This window comes from Nocardia araoensis NBRC 100135, assembly GCF_000308435.1.
Taxonomy (GTDB): domain Bacteria; phylum Actinomycetota; class Actinomycetes; order Mycobacteriales; family Mycobacteriaceae; genus Nocardia; species Nocardia araoensis.
In genome coordinates this window covers 128,100-145,031 of sequence record NZ_BAFR01000034.1, presented here as the reverse complement: position 1 = coordinate 145,031, position 16,932 = coordinate 128,100, and the positions used below count along the sequence as shown (strand labels likewise).

Annotated in this window: 16 protein-coding genes; 4 read left to right on the top strand and 12 right to left on the bottom strand. The window is 65.9% G+C overall.

All coding sequences use genetic code 11. The features are described 5' to 3' along the window. Positions 1-255: 255 nt before the first annotated feature. Positions 256-1,029 (bottom strand): hypothetical protein, encoded by a 774-nt coding sequence (locus ON21_RS38105; protein WP_157170708.1) that lies wholly within the window; start codon positions 1,027-1,029, stop codon positions 256-258. Between the two features lie 19 nt (positions 1,030-1,048). Beyond that, positions 1,049-1,609, bottom strand: a complete 561-nt coding sequence (locus ON21_RS05000; protein ID WP_039795789.1) for a recombinase family protein — start codon at positions 1,607-1,609, stop codon at positions 1,049-1,051. Positions 1,610-2,212: 603 nt separating this feature from the next. Here ON21_RS05000 and ON21_RS04995 point away from each other — a divergent pair. Both ON21_RS04995 and ON21_RS38100 read left to right on the top strand, forming a co-directional pair. Then, positions 2,213-3,025, top strand: coding sequence for a hypothetical protein (locus tag ON21_RS04995; protein WP_157170707.1), 813 nt, complete (start codon positions 2,213-2,215; stop codon positions 3,023-3,025). Next, positions 3,018-3,548, top strand: coding sequence for a PIN domain-containing protein (locus tag ON21_RS38100; RefSeq protein WP_157170706.1), 531 nt, complete (start codon positions 3,018-3,020; stop codon positions 3,546-3,548). The genes ON21_RS04995 and ON21_RS38100 overlap by 8 nt, the downstream gene beginning before the upstream one ends. Before the next feature lie 323 nt (positions 3,549-3,871). Here the strand turns inward: ON21_RS38100 and ON21_RS04985 are convergent, their stop codons facing one another. Next, positions 3,872-4,057: a hypothetical protein gene (locus ON21_RS04985; protein WP_039795785.1), complete on the bottom strand. Its 186-nt coding sequence runs from the start codon at positions 4,055-4,057 to the stop codon at positions 3,872-3,874. A 189-nt stretch (positions 4,058-4,246) separates the two neighbouring features. Beyond that, positions 4,247-5,083 (bottom strand): exodeoxyribonuclease III, encoded by an 837-nt coding sequence (locus ON21_RS04980; protein ID WP_083880398.1) that lies wholly within the window; start codon positions 5,081-5,083, stop codon positions 4,247-4,249. Positions 5,084-5,145: 62 nt separating this feature from the next. Here ON21_RS04980 and ephH point away from each other — a divergent pair, with 62 nt between their 5' ends. Then, a complete protein-coding gene (gene ephH / locus ON21_RS04975) occupies positions 5,146-6,036 on the top strand; it encodes an epoxide hydrolase EphH (protein WP_039796179.1) in 891 nt (296 codons plus the stop codon). A 174-nt stretch (positions 6,037-6,210) separates the two neighbouring features. Here the strand turns inward: ephH and ON21_RS04970 are convergent, their stop codons facing one another. The 5 genes from ON21_RS04970 to ON21_RS04950 form a co-directional block, all read right to left on the bottom strand. Next, on the bottom strand, positions 6,211-7,461 hold the full coding sequence (locus ON21_RS04970) for an acyl-CoA dehydrogenase family protein (protein ID WP_039795783.1): 1,251 nt from the start codon (positions 7,459-7,461) through the stop codon (positions 6,211-6,213). 26 nt (positions 7,462-7,487) lie between these two features. Next, positions 7,488-8,363: an SDR family oxidoreductase gene (locus ON21_RS04965; protein WP_039795781.1), complete on the bottom strand. Its 876-nt coding sequence runs from the start codon at positions 8,361-8,363 to the stop codon at positions 7,488-7,490. Positions 8,364-8,434: 71 nt separating this feature from the next. Next, positions 8,435-9,310: a MaoC/PaaZ C-terminal domain-containing protein gene (locus ON21_RS04960; protein ID WP_039795779.1), complete on the bottom strand. Its 876-nt coding sequence runs from the start codon at positions 9,308-9,310 to the stop codon at positions 8,435-8,437. Positions 9,311-9,323: 13 nt separating this feature from the next. Further along, the gene (locus ON21_RS04955) at positions 9,324-9,761 is read right to left on the bottom strand and encodes a type II toxin-antitoxin system Rv0910 family toxin (RefSeq protein ID WP_039795777.1); all 438 of its coding nucleotides are present in this window, start codon (positions 9,759-9,761) and stop codon (positions 9,324-9,326) included. Positions 9,762-9,802: 41 nt separating this feature from the next. Beyond that, entirely contained in the window at positions 9,803-11,020 is a 1,218-nt protein-coding gene (locus ON21_RS04950) for a lipid-transfer protein (RefSeq protein WP_039795774.1), read from the bottom strand. A gap of 353 nt (positions 11,021-11,373) precedes the next feature. Between ON21_RS04950 and ON21_RS04945 the strand changes: the two genes are divergently transcribed. Further along, the gene (locus ON21_RS04945; RefSeq protein ID WP_051020347.1) at positions 11,374-12,063 is read left to right on the top strand and encodes a TetR/AcrR family transcriptional regulator; all 690 of its coding nucleotides are present in this window, start codon (positions 11,374-11,376) and stop codon (positions 12,061-12,063) included. A gap of 41 nt (positions 12,064-12,104) precedes the next feature. Here ON21_RS04945 and ON21_RS04940 read toward each other — a convergent pair whose 3' ends face one another. The 3 genes from ON21_RS04940 to ON21_RS04930 all read right to left on the bottom strand — a co-directional run bounded on the left by ON21_RS04940 (position 12,105) and on the right by ON21_RS04930 (position 16,846). Continuing rightward, on the bottom strand, positions 12,105-13,325 hold the full coding sequence (locus tag ON21_RS04940; RefSeq protein WP_373281101.1) for an MFS transporter: 1,221 nt from the start codon (positions 13,323-13,325) through the stop codon (positions 12,105-12,107). A 408-nt stretch (positions 13,326-13,733) separates the two neighbouring features. Next, on the bottom strand, positions 13,734-14,951 hold the full coding sequence (locus ON21_RS04935) for an NADP-dependent isocitrate dehydrogenase (protein ID WP_039795772.1): 1,218 nt from the start codon (positions 14,949-14,951) through the stop codon (positions 13,734-13,736). A 359-nt stretch (positions 14,952-15,310) separates the two neighbouring features. Then, positions 15,311-16,846, bottom strand: a complete 1,536-nt coding sequence (locus tag ON21_RS04930; protein ID WP_083880397.1) for an MFS transporter — start codon at positions 16,844-16,846, stop codon at positions 15,311-15,313. Positions 16,847-16,932 lie beyond the last annotated feature (86 nt).

Sequence of the window (16,932 nt, the reverse complement as noted above, 5' to 3'; positions counted from 1 at the left end):
ACAGCACGCGCTTCCCCTAGTCCGGCTATGCACCGTGCTCGGTGAGGCCAGATGCTGAGCTGATGACAGCGTATGAGCGTTCCGGCGGTGTCGATGTGCACTGGGCAAAATCCGCTATCCGTTCGGCGACCCGCAAGGCTCTAGGGAGCCGAGCGGACGTATGGAGCTTGGCCCGTTGGCGTCGGCCCGGTTGTCCGAGATGAAGACCTGGGCGCGGTTCACGCGGTGGCCGGCACGCTGCGCGAATCTATCCTCTTACTCATCGATAGTCGGATTTATTGCGCGAAGAATTTCCCTCCGGCGGATATCTGCTTCTTCATCGGTTATCTCACGAAATTCAACTGACTGAAGTATCTCGCGGGGGACCTCGATGGCGGCACCTATCAGCTCAGCGGCGATAACCGCTCGACCCAAGTCATTGCCGCCGATGTCATCAATAATCTTCTTGACAGTATCCGACTGGTCTCGAATAGCCTGCTGCCTCAGCTCGGCAATGCGAAAGCTACGGGCGTTTCGGAAGGTGGTTAATCTCAAGAAGAAGTCTAGGATTTCGTTCGCGTTCTTGAGCCCTGTCCAAGTCGCTCGCGCAATTATCCCGCTTGAAAGCGCCGCACCGCTCAGCGTCAGAACTTCTTGCCACGGATTTGCCAATGCAGTTGCGGTAAGTTGCACTGTCTCTGGGAAGATCAGATTGTAATGGTTCGCTGCAATTTTAGGCTCAGTTGAAAACTCGCCTAATACTGTGCTGTCGTGTGCCAAAATTTCCACAACTGAAATGGCCTGGTCGTGTCGCCCTACATGGATTATTGGTGTCCATTCTGGAGGGAACTCGTCTGACCGTTCTGGCAGCTGCGAGAGTTGATGTGCCACCGACTTGGCAATCAGGCTCCTAATTGATGATTGCGCTCCCGAGACCCATCCGAAGCCTCGGTTAGACCCAAAGTTCGAAGAAATCAGTATTGCGCCAGCGGTGTCGATGTCGCGGGTAGTGCTCTGTGTAGGACTGCCGGTGGCCTGGAAGCTCGTCACAGCCGAATCGTATCCGGTCTCAGGACTGCTGCCCTGACAGATACCGATAGACAGTCGCTCGAGAGCACCCAAGCATTTTTGCAATATCCGGAACGGAGATGTTCTTCGCTCTCAGCTCTCGCGCCTTTGTCGCCTCGACGTCGCCCATCTTTCGAGGCCGACCGCCCTTGCGACCGTTCGCTGCTGCCGCCGCCAGACCGGCGCGGGTGCGTTCGATCATCGTGTCCCGTTCCAACTGGGCGAATGCGGCCATGATCGTAAGCATGGCCTTGCCCATGGGGCCGTCGGTATGCAACGCCTCGGTGAGGCTACGGAATCCGATGCCACGCTCCGCCAGTTGCTCAATCAATTGCAGCACATGAACTGTGTTGCGGCCCAATCGATCCAGCTTCCACACCGCCAACACGTCACCTGCCCGAAGGTGATCCAGGCACCGATCCAGTTCCGGTCGTTCGGCTTTCGCGCCGGACACGCCGTGGTCGGTGAAGATGCGTTCACACCCGGCAGCGCTGAGCGCGTCCAACTGGAGTTGGGGATCTTGGTCGGTCGTGCTAACTCGGGCGTAACCGATGACTGCCACTGGAGTCCATCCTGTCTCAATACCCCGTGGATTCGAAGGTTATGAGACTAGAGGTTAGAGACTTGTTTTCAAGACAGTTGATCACACTGTTCCCAAGGACTGCGCCGGACTGGCCGGACGCCGGTCTCAGTCGCAAGAAGGGATCGTTTTCGAGATACCGCCTCAGGGGTGCGCCCCTCCCGCCTACTCCGGCGTCAGTACTCAGTCGACACGGGATGCCGCAGGCACGCTGCGGGGGAGTGGAGTGGCTGGGGTGTGGCAGGGGGTAGAGAGTGGCGTGGATGCCGTTTCGGGTGCCCGCTTGGCATGCTGGTGTGGCCGTGTCGTCGGCAGATGGCCGACTGTTGCGGGAATGCGTGAGCGGTCCAGTCCCCAGGTTCTCTAGAGAACTTGGGCGGGCACGCCTCGGAGTGCGACAGCGACAGTGGCCCCAGGGGTATACCCTCGCCCCCGTCTCGGGATCGGTGCGTTATGCGGCTCAGGCGTCCGGGTATTGAGGTCGTTCTGCTCGACGTTTGGAGCTCGTGGCTCATCGTCGTTCTGTGTGAAGTTTCGACTGCTGATTGGCGGCCTAAGAACAACAGTGGCGATACTGTGGGTGGTGTGACAACCACTGGTCTCGACGTGCGTCTGCGGGTCGGTCAGTCGCGCGTTGAGGTGACTCGATTCACCAAGACCATCGATCAGGTTGTGATCGCTTTGCGCGAGATCGACGCCCTGTACGTTCGCCGCCCACCCGAGCGCGTCACCTGGGTTGTGGCTGGGCTTCGACAACATGCGAGTGAACTGTCCGTGCGCGTCGAGGCTGAGTCGAAGGGGCGTCGGCCACTAGAGGACCTTCTGGTCCCCGCGGATGCACTGGTTTCGGGGGCGCGTCAATTGCAGGAGGTTGCGGAGGTGCCGGAGCTCTACAGTCCGCAGACCGTAGAGCGAGTTATCGACATCGCAACTCCTAAGGGTGGGTTGCACAGCGTGGAGGTTGCCACATACAACGGGAGCAGAGGAGAGCCCGTCACGTTGTCCAACAGCGTTCGTGATAATGCGAAGGAAGCGGTCCGGGGCAGGGGAGAGTCGTATGGCAGCTTCGCTGGCGTGCTGGAGGTCCTAGCTCGGCCACGACGGCGTACCGAGATGTTGAAGTTGAGCATTTACGACGTGCAGACACGTCGTGCCATCATCGGTATGGCGTCGAGCGAGTTTGAGGAAAAGGTCCATGCTCTGTTCGGCAAGCGAGTCCTTGCGGGGGGGCTGCTGACGCGTAACTCTAGCGGTCAGGCCATCCGGCTCGAGGTGAAGCAACTGGAGGGGTTCGAGGCTGTTCCATATCCGAAGGCCGATGACTTGCTCGGGGCTGCGCCAGACTGGCTCGGCGGGATGTCGGTGGATGCCTATATCGCGGAGGTGCGGCGTGGCTAGACGCCGTCATGAAGGCACGCCGTTGGTCTATCTCGACGCCTGCGTATTCCTCGATCTGATCGTCAAGAACGAGAACGACCTTCACAGGGACACTGGCGAAGTGCGTTGGAAAAGTGCTCGACTTGTGCTTGACGCTGTCGAGGCGGGGAAAATCCGACTCGCGGCCTCTGCGCTCCTTGAGGCTGAAGTTCTGGCCAATGGTGCGACTCGGCGCCGGTTGCGGACAAGCGAAAAGGTCGTCGCTGGACTACGCGCATGGTTTACAAGTCCCGAGACAAGGTGGACAGACGTCGACCGGTTCCTGGCATCCGATGCGGCGAAGATTGCAGCTTCATGCGAAGGGATGTCTGCTGATGCGGGGATGAGCCTTCGGGGAGCAGATGCAGTTCACGTGGCGGCTGCGGTCCGCCTGAAGGCGGACTACCTGATGACCCACGACGGCGGTTACCCGATCGGCCACAAGGTTGAGGACACCCAGATCATTCGCCCTACGCGAGTGTGGAACCCCGATTTGTTCGAGTAACACAACAGCCGATAGCCCTGGCCGGTGGTGGGTTGCACTCACAGGGGGCGGGCTACCCACCTGCCTGTTACCGAAAAGGTCGGCGTGTGCAGTGGGGCAGTCCGAGCGCACCCGAGTCGTTGGCCTGCCCGCGGCGCCGAGACACCGGGAGGGCGGAGGCGAGGTCCGAGCAGAATGGGATGGATGCGGGCGGCATGCGGACAGCGTGATGGTGGTGGGCGGTTTACTCCATCAGAAACCGCACCCAACCTTGGTACCGAGTGTGGGATCCGAACCGATATGTCCTTTCGGACGGAGGGTATCGAGGCCGTTTCGCTACGAGATCACAGGACTTCAGCGAGCGCCTGAAGCACCGCCGGACGGTCAGGCCCCTCCACGCCCTTGAGAACGTCGCGCGTCACCCTGACCTTGTTATTCGTGATAACGACCCTGGCTACGGCGGCGGATATTGATGCCGTCATGCCGGTTGCCGTCAGGCTGATCATGACCGCAAGTGCGATGGGGTCCACCTGGTCCTACCTCTCTCAACTGCCAACCGGCTGGTCAAGAGGGACGGCGAGCCTCACCTTGACCGGGTAATCCGGGTGGTGACGACTCAGTTCGTCTGACAGGCAATACCTTACGAGGCGCGCTAAAACAACGCAAACCGGCCGCTCAGCCTGAGCGCGGGTTCCCGAGAGTGATATACCGTTGGGGCACTACAAAGCCCGACTCTCCACCAGGTTCGGATCAGTGCGAGAACGGATGAGCCCTGGAATCTCGCTGAATGTCACCGTGACCGGGGCATGGTCGGACCAGCGTTCCGCGTAGGTTGCCGCCCGCTCGACTCGTGCAGACACGGCGAACTGTGCTATATCCTTCGTTGCGAAAACTGCGTCGATGCGCCAGCCGCTGTCGTTGTCGAACGCGCGGCCTCGGTAGGACCACCAGCTGTAGGGACCGTCGCCCTCCGGGTGCAACTGCCGCACCACGTCGACGTATCCGGCGGCCAGCAGCTCATCGATCCACGCCCGCTCCTGCGGCAGGAACCCGGCCGACTTCAGGTTGCCCTTCCAGTTCTTCAGGTCGCGCTCGGTGTGCGCGATGTTCCAGTCCCCGGCGACCACGAAATCACCGGTCCGCGCAGTGAGGTAGGCGCCGAGTTCGGCCATGAAGCGATACTTCTCGTCTTGCCGCACCGTGCCCGCCTCACCGGAGTGCACGTAGACGCTGGCCACGGTGACGTCGTCGAAGTCGGCCTCGAGATAGCGGCCCGCCGCCGCGAACTCGCTGCTGCCGAAGCCGACTCGCACCGCGCTGGGCGTCCGCCGGGACAGGATGCCGACACCGGCGCGGCCCTTGGACTCCGGCTCGGCGTGTGACAGCTGCCATCCCGCGTCCAGCGCGGGCGCCAGCGCGGCCACGACCTGCTCGTCGGTGGCGCGGGTCTCCTGCACGCAGACGATGTCCGCCTCCGTGGCCGCGAGCCAGGCGAGCAAGCCCTTACCCGCGGCAGCGCGGACACCGTTCACGTTCACTGTCGAGATATACGGCACTCCACGACCGTACAATGCTGGTCAGATGAAGTCCCTTGGACACTGCCGTCCAGGAAGGGGTGATGACGATGTCGTCCGACACCTCCCAGTCCTCCTCCGCCGCCGCGCGCGGATCCACCCGGGCGAAACAGCCTCAGCCGGTCAAGGCGTTGCACGTGGGATCCGGCGATCCCCTGCTTCTGCTGCACGGATTCATGATGTCGCCGCACTGCTGGGAGCAGACGGCGGCGCGGCTGTCGACGCACTGCGAAGTGTTCGCGCCTGCGTTCGCCGGCCACTGGGGCGGCGCGCCCACCGGAGGCCCGACGGTCGACGTCGCGTCGCTGGCCGACCGGATCTGCGAGCAGCTCGACGAACTGGGTTGGCGTACTTGCCATATCGCGGGCAACTCGCTCGGCGGGTTGGTCGGCGTCGAGCTCGCCCGCCGCGGACGCGCCCGCACCCTGACGCTCATCGCGCCCGCGGGCGGCTGGCACGCGCCCTCGCTGACCCAGTGGCGGATCAACCTGAAATTCCTCTCCCTGATCCCGCTCGTCGGAATCGGCAAGCGCATGGGCGGATTCGTGATCGGCAACCCGCTCGCCCAGCGGATCGCATTGCTCGCGCTGAGCAAGCAGGCCTCCGCGGTGTCCCGGCGCGACGCCGCCGCCGCCCTCGCCGCCGCGCTGCACTGCCCGGCGATGGTGCCGATGATCCTCGGCGCGATGCGGGCGCCCGCGCAGGAGGACCTGTCCACCCTGCGAACGCCGGTCCGGCTGCTGCTGTCGGAATACGACCGGGTCATCCCCAACCGCGTCTACGCACGGCGCTACCTGAAGGAACTGCCCGAATCCGCCGACCGCATCCTGGTCAACGGCGTCGGCCACGTCCCGATGCTGGAAGCGCCCGACCGCATCGCCACCCTCATCGCCGAGCACGTCTACGCCAGCCGGACACGCTTGCGGGCTGTGTAGTTTTGCCGCATGCTCGGTCTCGCCTCGCTCGAAGCCGATCGGGTGGTGGCCGCACGCGTTTGGTAGGCACGTGCTCCGGGCTGTGCGGACGAACGCACGGCGCCCCGTCGTCGAAGGCAGGGAACGCTTGCCGCGTGACCGCCTCACGACCGACGGGGGCGACCGATTCGGGACCTACTGAGCGAGAAGTCCTTTCGCGATATGGGTCACCTGGATCTCGTTGCTGCCCGCGTAGATCATCAGCGACTTGGCGTCGCGGGCGAGTTGCTCCACGCGGTACTCGGTCATGTAGCCGTTGCCGCCGAAGAGCTGGACGGCTTCCATGGCCACCTCGGTGGCGGCTTCGGAGGCGTACAGCTTCATCGCGGAGGCCTCGGCCAGGGTCGGGGGCTTGCCCGCCCGGCCTCGCTCCAGCGTGTTGAACACCATGTTCTGCACGTTGATCCGCGCGATCTCCATCTTCGCCAGCTTCAGCTGCACCAGCTGGAAGCGACCGATCTCCTGGCCCCAGAGCTTGCGGTTCTTGGCGTAGTCCACGCACAGCCGATGGCACTCGTTGATGATGCCCAGCGCCATGAAGGCCACGCCGACGCGCTCGGCGGTGAAGCTGGACCGGGCGCTCTCCCTGCCGTCGCCGCCCTTGTGCTCCTCGGTCTCGCCGAGCAGGCGGTCCCGGCCGACGCGCACGTTGTCGAAGAACAGCTCACCGGTCGGCGAGGAGTGCAGGCCCATCTTCTTGAACGGCTTGCCCTGGGTGAGGCCGGGCATGCCCTTGTCGAGCACGAAGGCGAGCACCTTGCGGTCGCGCTTGTCGCCGCCCGCGCCGTCGTCGAGCTTCGCGTAGACGATCATCACGTCGGCGTAGGGGCCGTTGGTTATGAAGGTCTTCTGGCCGTTGAGCAGGTAATCCTCGCCGTCGCGCTTGACGTAGGTCTTCATGCCGCCGAACGCGTCGGATCCGGAGTCCGGCTCGGTGATCGCCCAGGACGCGACCTTCCGCATGGTGACGATGTCCTCCAGCCAGCGCTGCTTCTGTGCCAGCGTTCCCCGCGACATGATCGTGGTCGCGCCGAGGCCGATGCTCACCCCCATCGCGGAGACCAAGCCCATGCATACCCCGGACAGTTCGCCGATGAGCACCGCCATCAGTGATTCCTGTCCGGCGAACGGACTCGAGCCGGAGGACTTCGGCTTCTGTTCCACTTCCTCCCCGGCGGACTCCCGCGCCGCTTGCCGCGCCAGCATCTTCTGCACGGCCTCGCCGCCCAGCGCATCGATCCCGAACTCCCGGAACAACTTCCGGATCACGGGGTACGGCGGCAGTTCACCGCTGTCGAGCGCGTCCAGGTTCGGGCGGATCTCCCTGTCGATGAACGCCCGGACGGCGTCGCGGATCATGACATCGGTCTCGGACCATTCGAACATCGTCGTTCTCCTCACATTCCCCGAGGTCAGGGCAGCCGGGCGGCGATGTCGTCGATCAGCCAGGGCCCCTCGGTCTCGATGGTCTTCACATCGTGCCAACCGGCCAGTTCGGAGATCGCGCCACCCTGCACCGCGAACACCTTGCCGGTGATCGGGCAGTCCTCGGCGGCCAGGTAGGCGACCAGCGGCGCGATATTGGCCGGTGCGAAGGCGTCGAACCCGCCCTCCGAGGCCTCCGCCTCGGCCGCCAGCATCTCGCCCATGCCGGGAGTGGCCAGGGTGAGCCGGGTACGGGCGATCGGCGCGATCGCGTTGACCCGCACGCCGTAGCGCGCCAGTTCATCGGCAGCCACCAGGGTCAGGGCGGCGATGCCCGCCTTGGCCGCGCCGTAATTGGCCTGTCCCGGGTTGGGCAGGGTGGTTCCCGATGCCGAGGCGGTGTTGATCACGGCGGCCTTGGGCTGGTTACCCGCCTTGGACTGCTTCTTCCAGTACGCGGCGGCATGGTGCAGCACCGCGGCGTGGCCCTTGAGATGCACCGCGAGCACCGCGTCCCACTGCGCCTCGTCCATGCCCGCGATGAACGCGTCGCGCAGGATGCCCGCGTTGTTGACCACGACGTCGAGGCCGCCGAACTCGGTGACCGCCTGCTCGACCAGCTTCTGCGCGCCGTCCCAGGTGGCGACGTCGTCGGTGTTGGCCACCGCCTTGCCGCCCGCGGCGACGATCTCCCGCACCACCTCGTGGGCGGGGCCGGCATCGATCCCCTCGCCCGCGTTGCTGCCGCCGAGATCGTTGACGACCACGGTGGCGCCTTCCTTCGCGAACAGCAATGCGTGCTCGCGGCCGATGCCGCGGCCCGCGCCGGTGATGACGGCGACCCGTCCGTCCAGTACACCCATGTGTTGTCTCCTGCGGTCGTGCCGAATCCGGCGTAAGTGGGATGTGCGCGGCGGATACCGCCGCGCGATGATCAGTCGGCGATCTCGGCCAGTCCGTCACTCAGCACGACATCGTCGCCGCGGACGGTCTCGAAGGCGTAGCGGGTGACGCCGTCGGCGCGGCCCGCCTTCCAGATACGGGTCTCGAGATCGTCGCCGGGGAAGACCAGCTTGGCGAAACGCACCGCGAATCGCTCGAGCCGGTGCACATCCGACGCCGCGACCTCGGTGAGCACCGCCCAGGACGCGAACGCCATGGTGCACAACCCGTGCGCGATGATGCCGGGCAGTCCGGCGTCCTTGGCGACCTGCTCGTCCAAGTGCAGCGGCACGGGATCGCCGGACGCCGGTGCGTAGCGGAAGGTCTGGTCGTGATCCACGTGCTGCGCCACGACGGCGACCGGATCCTGCTCACGCAGCCGTTCGTCGAACTTGTGCGCCGGAGCGGCTACGCCGACCGTCCGGCCCGCGTCGATGTTGCGGAAGAAGGCGGTGAGGTATTGGTCGTTGACCGGTTCCCCCGCCTCGGTGCGGCATTCGATGCGGATGGTGATGGACGTGCCGTTGGGGCGGCTGGTGTAGCCGATCGCCTTGGCGCGTGACACCAGCCGGTCGCCGGGGCGGATCGGGCGGTGGAAGTGGAAATCCTGCTCCCCGTGCACGACCCGGCCGAAGATGTCCATCGGCGCGACATCGATGACCGGCATCATCATGGCCTCGAAGACCGGGACGATCGCGAAGACCGGCCCGGCCACCGTGCCGGCCGAGTGCGCGGCGATCGGATCGTTCGTCGCGGCGGCGTACTCCGCGACCCGCTCGGCGGTGACCTCGAAACGCTCCTCGTCGGACCACGTCTCCAAGCCGCTGTCGTCGAACTCGACTGCGCGGGAGGAGGATTCGGCGCTCATACTGCCTGACCGCTCATGCCGATGCGGCGAGGGCGTCGAGTTGGTCGAGGGAGCGGTCCAGCTGTTTGATGCCGTCCTTCTCCACCGCTTTGCCGAGCGCGCCCTTGATCAACGCGCCTTCGAAGTCACCGGAGACCAGGATGGTGCTGCCCTGGCCGTTGGGCCGGATGTCGAAGGTGAACTCGGTCCGCACCCCGGCCATGCCGGTGCCGCCGAGGGTCAGTTTGTTCGGCGCGTCCACCGAGACGATGGTCCACTCCAGTTTGTTCGCCATGCCGAGCATCACGATCTTGGCGACCAGCTTGGCGCCCGCGCTGAGCACCGCCGGCGGCTCCTCCATGAAGCGCTCGTGGATGGTGAACCACTTGTCCCAGGTCTGGGGGTCGGAGACGACCGCCCACAGGGCTTCGGGGGCGGCGTCGACGTCCTTGGTGGCTTCGATGTGTCCCATGCGTTGCACTCCTCGTCGAGTTCGTCGGACCGGGCCGCGGTTCAGCGGTCGGCGCGCTGGTAGGCGGTGACGACGGCCGCGCCGCCGAGGCCGATGTTGTGTTGCAGGGCGGCGGTGACGCCGTCCACCTGCCGCTTGTCCGCCGCTCCGCGCAGTTGCCAGGTCAACTCGGAGCACTGCGCGAGACCGGTCGCGCCGAGCGGATGCCCTTTGGAGATCAACCCGCCGGACGGGTTGACCACCCATTTGCCTCCATAGGTGGTCTGGCCGTCGTCGATCAATCGCCCGGCCTCGCCCTCGCCGCACAGTCCGAGCGCTTCGTAGAGCAGCAGTTCGTTGGCCGAGAAACAGTCGTGCAGCTCGATGACCTGGAAGTCCTCCGGGCCGAGGCCGGATTGCTGATAGACCTTTCTCGCGGCCTGGACGTTCATGTCGTAGCCGATCAGGTTCTTGGCGGTGTCGTCGAAGGTCGAGGCGAAGTCGGTGGTCATCGCCTGGCCGACGATCTCCACCGCCTGCCCGGCGAGATCGTGGGCGTCGACGAACGCTTCGCTGGCGAGAACGACCGCGCCGGAGCCGTCGGAGGTCGGCGAGCACTGCAATTTGGTCAGCGGGTCGTAGATCATCCGCGAGGCGAGGATGTCTTCGAGGGTGTACTCGTCCTGGAACTGCGAATACGGGTTGTGCACCGAGTGCTTGTGGTTCTTGTGGCCGATCTCGGCGAAGTGCTCCGCCGTGGTGCCGTACTGCTTCATGTGCTCGCGCCCGGCCGCGCCGAACATCCACGGCGCCACCGGGAACAGCACCTCGGAGATCTCGGCCAGCGCCATGACGTGCTTGGCCATCGGCTGCTCGCGATCGTCCCAGGTGGATCCGAGCGACCCGGGTTGCATCTTCTCGAAGCCCAGCGCCAGCGTGCAGTCGGCCAGCCCGCCGCGGATCGCCTGCGCCGCGAGATACAGCGCCGTCGAACCGGTGGAGCAGTTGTTGTTCACGTTGACCACCGGGATGCCGGTCATGCCGAGTTCGTAGACGGCACGCTGACCCGAGGTGGATTCGCCGTACACGTAACCGACGTAAGCCTGTTCCACCCGGTCGTAGGAGATGCCCGCGTCCGCGAGCGCCTTGGTGCCCGACTCCCTGGCCATGTCCGGATAGTCCCAGGCGCGCGTGGTGCCGTCGGCTTCCTCGACCAGGCGGCGGCCCGGCTTCTCGAACTTCGTCATGCCGACACCGACGACGTAGACCTTGTTCGCCATCGAACTCCTCAGATTGTGCGTACGCCGCGAGCGGCCGGACGAGCGAAAACAAACATACATGGTTGTATGTAAAGTCGACAAGATGGTCTTTGTGGGCCCGCGATGCCTAGCGAATAACCAGGCGATTGCGGCCAGCCTGCTACATACAATGAGACATGCATGTTCTTCGACCACCGCACCGGAGAACGCGCCGAAGCAAACCTTTTCGCGCCGCGGGCATCGTCGGCGCCGCCAACAGCCGCCGATTCCGACGCTCCATCTCGCGAGTTACGAACGATCCCCGGAACCGCCGAGTCGACATCCGCGACCGACGCCGGAACATACAGTTCTGTATGTAAGTGTAGGATCGAGCGATGACCAGGAGCGTAGCCGGGAAGCAGCAGCGCCGGACGCAGGAGCAACGCAGCACCGAGATGCGCACCCGGTTGCTGGACGCGACGGTGGACTGTCTGGTCGAGTACGGCTACTCCGGAACCACGACGCCGCGGGTGGCCGAACGCGCCGGGGTCACCCGCGGGGCCCAGGTCCACCACTTCGGCTCGAAAACCGATCTGGTGGTGGCCGCGATCAGCCATTTGGCGCAGCTGCGCGCCGAGACGGCCATGCGGGAGATGTCGCGGGTGGAAACCGGTGATGATCCGGTGGCGGCGGCGCTGGAGTTCCTCTGGGAACTGCACCAGGGTCCGCTGTTCATCGCGACCGTGGAACTGTGGGTGGCGGGGCGGACCGACCCGGTGCTGGCCGCGGCGATGGAGAAGGTCGAGCCGTTCGTCAACAACGCCGTCTTGCTGGCGGTCGCCCGTTTCGTGCCGGACGACGTGCGCCGCAAAGAGGCGCGCGACTTCATCTACACCGCCATGGACGCGCTACGCGGCATCCTGATCTCGAATTTCATCGACCCGGACGACGAACGCGCCCGGCGCCGGTGGCGCCGCGCCTCGGCGCACCTGCACGAGATCGCCGGCCGCGCCCTGGCCGCCCGCCCCGCCGGACCGTCCTCGTCCGCCCCGGCGAGCCCGGATTCCGACGGGCACGGTGGCTGACGACCTTCGCGCGCGCGGCCGGTCGGGCAGTACTTCGGTGACTACCGCGCTGCCGGTTGCGTACGCCCGGCCGGACGTGATCTCCGCGCGGTCCAGACGGTCGAAGTGAACAACGCGACGCCGGTCGCGGCCAAGATGGCGCCGACTACGGCGGGGGCCGTGTAACCGAGGCCCGCGGCGATGACCAGGCCGCCGAGCCAGGCGCCCGCGGCGTTGGCGATGTTCAAGGCGGCGTGGTTGAGGGCGGCGGCCAGGGTCTGGGCATCGGCCGCGACGTCCATCAGACGGGTCTGCAGTCCGGGCGCCAGCGCGGCTCCGGACGCGCCCACCAGCAACGCACCGAAGGCCGCGGTGTACGGGTTGTGCGCGGCGGCGACGAAGCCGGCGAGGATGGCGGTCATCGCGACCATCGCCACCGAGATGGCGCGGTCGACGCCGCGGTCGGCCAGCACGCCGCCGACGATGTTGCCGATCACCATGCCCACGCCGAACAGCATCAATACCAGCGGCACCGCCCCCGCGCGCAGACCGGCGACGTCGGTGAGGGTGGTCGCGATGTAGGTGTAGACGGCGAACATGCCGCCGAACCCCACAGCGCCGACCAGCAGCGTCAGCAGGACCTGCGGACGACGCAGCGCGCCGAGTTCGGTCATCGGATTGGTCACCGTGATGCCGGTGAGCTCGGGGACGAAGCGCAGCAGCGCCGCCACGGTGGTCGCCCCGATGAGCGCGACCACCACGAAAGCATCGCGCCAGCCGAGATGCTGGCCGAGCCAGGTGGCTGCGGGAACGCCGACAACATTGGCGGCGCTCAAACCCAGCATAACTGCGGCAACTGCCTTGGCCCGCTGCCCTACGGGGGCGAGGGTGGCGGCGGCCAGCGAGGCGACACCGAAGTAGGCACCGTGCGGCAAACCCGAGACGAATCGCGCGAGCACCAGCGTCTCGAACGAGGGCGCCAGGACGGTCGCCGCATTTCCCACGGTGAACGCCACCATGAGCGCGACGAGCAGGCGCTTGCGCGGCATCCGTGCGCACAGCGCCGCGATCAGGGGCGCGCCGATCACCACACCGAGCGCGTAGGCCGACACCGCGTGCCCCGCGGTCGGCTCGGAGACGCGCATGGCCGACGCGATGTCCGGCAGCAAACCCATGGTGACGAATTCGGTGGTGCCGATCCCGAAACCGCCGAGGGCCAGGGCGAGCATCGCGGGCACATGCCAATCGGTTCGTCCGGGCGGCGCGGTGGTGCTGGTGGTCAGGGCGCTGGTCACGTGTTCATGTAACCGGCCTCGGCCTGCGTTCGCTTCCCGGGCGAACGTGAGTTCGGCCACGCGCCGCCGATGAACTACGCAGGTGAACGTGAGAATTCACGCAATACGGACGGAAGACCTCAGTGGCCCGCCACCTTTCAGCATCGTCGCGGTGCTCGCCGTCACCTCGCGATGGTGGACAGCGAGGACTTCACCGCGGGTGAGTTCACCGACGGCTTCTTGCTCCCGTGGTTCCGCGCGCTGCTGGACAAACAGTCCGGGCACCCGTTCCACCGATGGTGGGGCGGGTGCCCGATGTTCAGCCCGGCGCTGGGTGGCCACCCAGCGCCGGAGTCGGCCGAGCGACGCGGCTCGGCCCAGCGATCCGACCCCGCGACGACGCGGCGCCGGAACGGCTCAGCGCAGCGCGCGAGCCAGGTTGGCGTCCAGCGCGCCGAGGAACTCCTCGGTGCTCAGGTAGCCCTGGTCCCCGCCGACGAGCAGCGCGAGATCCTTGGTCATCTGACCGCCCTCGACGGTCTTGATGACGACGTCCTCCAGGGTCTGCGCGAAGCCGATGACCTCGGGGGTGTTGTCCAGCTTGCCGCGGTGCTCGAGCCCGCGGGTCCAGGCGAAGATGGACGCGATCGGGTTGGTCGAGGTCGGCTTGCCCTGCTGGTGCTGGCGGTAGTGCCGGGTGACGGTGCCGTGCGCGGCCTCGGCCTCACAGGTGCGGCCGTCCGGAGTCAGCAGCACCGAGGTCATCAGGCCGAGCGAGCCGAAGCCCTGCGCGACCGTGTCGGACTGCACGTCGCCGTCGTAGTTCTTGCACGCCCAGACGTAGCCGCCCTCCCACTTCATCGAGGAGGCGACCATGTCGTCGATCAGCCGGTGCTCGTAGGTCAGGCCCGCGGCGTCGAACTGGCTCTTGAACTCGGCGTCGAAGATGTCCTGGAACGTGTCCTTGAACATGCCGTCATAGGCCTTGAGGATGGTGTTCTTGGTCGACATGTACACCGGGTAGTTCTGCTGCAGGCCGTAGTTGAAAGACGCCCGCGCGAAATCCTCGATGGACTTGCGGAAGTTGTACATGCCCATGACGACGCCGCCCTCATCGGGCATCTTCACGACCTCGTGCACGATCGGCTCGCTGCCGTCGTCGGGGGTGAAGGTCACGGTGACGGTGCCGCCCTGGAACACCTTGAAGTCGGTGGCGCGGTACTGGTCGCCGAAGGCGTGACGGCCGATGATGATCGGCTTGGTCCAGCCCGGCACCAGGCGCGGAATGTTCGAGATGATGATCGGGGCGCGGAAGATGGTGCCACCCAGAATGTTGCGGATGGTGCCGTTGGGCGAACGCCACATCTTCTTGAGGCCGAATTCCTTGACGCGCGCCTCATCCGGAGTGATAGTGGCGCATTTCACACCGACGCCGTGCTTCTTGATGGCTTCGGCGGCGTCGACGGTGACCTGATCGTCGGTCTTGTCACGGTATTCGATGCCGAGGTCGTAGTACTCGAGGTTCACGTCGAGATAGGGGTGGATCAGCTTGTCCTTGATGAACTGCCAGATGATCCGGGTCATCTCGTCGCCGTCGAGTTCTACGACGGTGCCTTCAACCTTGATCTTGGACATGGATCTTCGTGTCCTCCTAGGATGGTGCCCTCATTGCACGGCCAGGCGAACACGCTTGTGAGCGGACCCCAGCTGTTCCAACAGACAACGTATATGTCCCGCGTTGTCGGCGGGACATGTGGTGCAAACAAGACAAGCGTACTGCTGCCGAAGTCCTCACCGCACGGGCAGCCCCCGGAGTGAGCTGGACCACCTTTGTTACCGATTGGTAGGCAATGCCTTCCAACGCCTCCGCGAGGGCGCCCGCGCAACCGCCGTCGCCGCCATGATCCGCCTTCCGCTCCGGCACGGCAACCGCCTGGCATACGACGAGGGTCCGCACGGCGCCGTGACGCCGCGCGGACCCTCGCTCCAGCGGATCAGACCGCGACCGGAAGCCGCGCCCCCTCCTCGGAGCCTTCGATCAGATTCTCCGGCCGGTCCCGGATCATCAGCGCGATGATCGGGATGGCCGCGAGGAAGAACCCGGCTCCGACGTAGAAGGCCACGTCGTAACTGTGGATCGCGGCCCGCGCGGCCAGGTTGTCGATGCCCGCGTTGTCCTGCGCGAAGGTCTTGGCGACCTGCACCGAGATGGTGGTCAGCAGCGCGGTACCGACCGCGCCTCCGACCTGCTGCGCCGCGTTGAGCAGCGCCGAGGCGACGCCCGAGTCCTCTTCTTCCACCTGATGCAGCGCGACCGTCTGCATGCCGACGAACAGCGGACCCATGCCGAGCGCGATGAGCACCTGAGCGGGCAGCACTCCGGCGAGGAAGCTGTCGCCGTAGCTCAGCTGGGCCAGCAGCACCAAGCCGATGACGCCCAGCACGGCCCCGGCCAGCATCAGCGGACGCGGGCCCAGTTTCGGCAGCAGGGCGCTGGTGACACCCGCCGAGATGGCGATGCCCGCCGGGAACGGCAGGAACGCGAAGCCCGCCTTCAGCGCGGAGTAGCCCAGCGTGATCTGGAAGTAGTAGCTCAGGAACAGGAACATCGCGAACATCGCGATCGGGATGAGCAGCGCGGCGAGGAACGCGCCGCCCCGGTTGATCTCCCCGGGGATGTGCAACGGCAGCAGCGGGTTCGCCGACCGCCGTTCGATCGCGACGAAGGCGACCAGCAGGCCAAGCCCGGCGACCAGCAGCGCCAGGGTGCTGCCTGCCAGCCAGCCGTCCTCTGCGGCGCGGCTGAAGCCGTACACGATGGCGATCAGGCCGAGCGTCACGGTGACGGCACCGGGCACGTCGTATCCCCCGCTGCGCGGCGCGGGCACGTCCTTCGCCACCCAGGCCAGCGCGCCGAACAGCGCGATCAGCGCGATCGGGGTGTTGACCAGCAGGCACCAGCGCCACGAGGCGTATTCGGTGAGCGCGCCGCCTGCGATCAGGCCGAGTGCCGCGCCGCCCGCGGAGATGCCCGCGAACACGCCGAACGCGGTGGCCCGCTCGCCGGGCTCGGTGAAGGTCACCGACAGCAGCGAGAGCGCGGCCGGGGCCAGCAGCGCGGCGAACGCGCCCTGCAATGCGCGTCCGGCGAACAGTTCCGCGCCGGTCTGCGCGAGACCGGCCAGCGCCGAAGCGCCTGCGAACCCGATCAGGCCGACGATGAAGATCCGGCGCCTGCCGAGGTAGTCGGCCAGCCTGCCGCCGAGCAGCAGCAGGCCGCCGAAGATCAGCGTGTAGGCGGTGAGCATCCATTGCCGGTTGCCGTCGCTGATGTCGAGATCACGCTGCGCGAACGGCAGCGAGATGGTCACGATGGTGGCGTCCAGCACCACCATGAGCTGGGCCAATGCGATCACGGTGAGCGCGAGCCACCGCGCTGAACCGCTCGCCTTCTGCGGCGGGTGCACCGCTGTTGCCGTCTCCGTCACGGTCTTCTCCTCGTCCTTCGATGTCCCGAGCCATCCTGTCATCGAGCGACATTTGTCGTCAAGCGAAAAATGTCGCATTACGACATTTGACCGTTAAGGACAGGAAAACGGCAGGTTGCGTTAACATG

What these genes read in the sequence shown, in the direction of transcription:
- ephH (WP_039796179.1), top strand. Translation starts at nt 5,146, where the DNA reads ATGACGATGTCGTCCGACACCTCCCAGTCCTCCTCCGCCGCCGCGCGC.
- ON21_RS04950 (WP_039795774.1), bottom strand. Translation starts at nt 11,020, where the DNA reads ATGGCGAACAAGGTCTACGTCGTCGGTGTCGGCATGACGAAGTTCGAG.
- ON21_RS04960 (WP_039795779.1), bottom strand. Translation starts at nt 9,310, where the DNA reads ATGAGCGCCGAATCCTCCTCCCGCGCAGTCGAGTTCGACGACAGCGGC.
- ON21_RS04945 (WP_051020347.1), top strand. Translation starts at nt 11,374, where the DNA reads ATGACCAGGAGCGTAGCCGGGAAGCAGCAGCGCCGGACGCAGGAGCAA.
- ON21_RS04970 (WP_039795783.1), bottom strand. Translation starts at nt 7,461, where the DNA reads ATGTTCGAATGGTCCGAGACCGATGTCATGATCCGCGACGCCGTCCGG.
- ON21_RS04930 (WP_083880397.1), bottom strand. Translation starts at nt 16,846, where the DNA reads ATGACAGGATGGCTCGGGACATCGAAGGACGAGGAGAAGACCGTGACG.
- ON21_RS04965 (WP_039795781.1), bottom strand. Translation starts at nt 8,363, where the DNA reads ATGGGTGTACTGGACGGACGGGTCGCCGTCATCACCGGCGCGGGCCGC.
- ON21_RS04955 (WP_039795777.1), bottom strand. Translation starts at nt 9,761, where the DNA reads ATGGGACACATCGAAGCCACCAAGGACGTCGACGCCGCCCCCGAAGCC.
- ON21_RS04935 (WP_039795772.1), bottom strand. Translation starts at nt 14,951, where the DNA reads ATGTCCAAGATCAAGGTTGAAGGCACCGTCGTAGAACTCGACGGCGAC.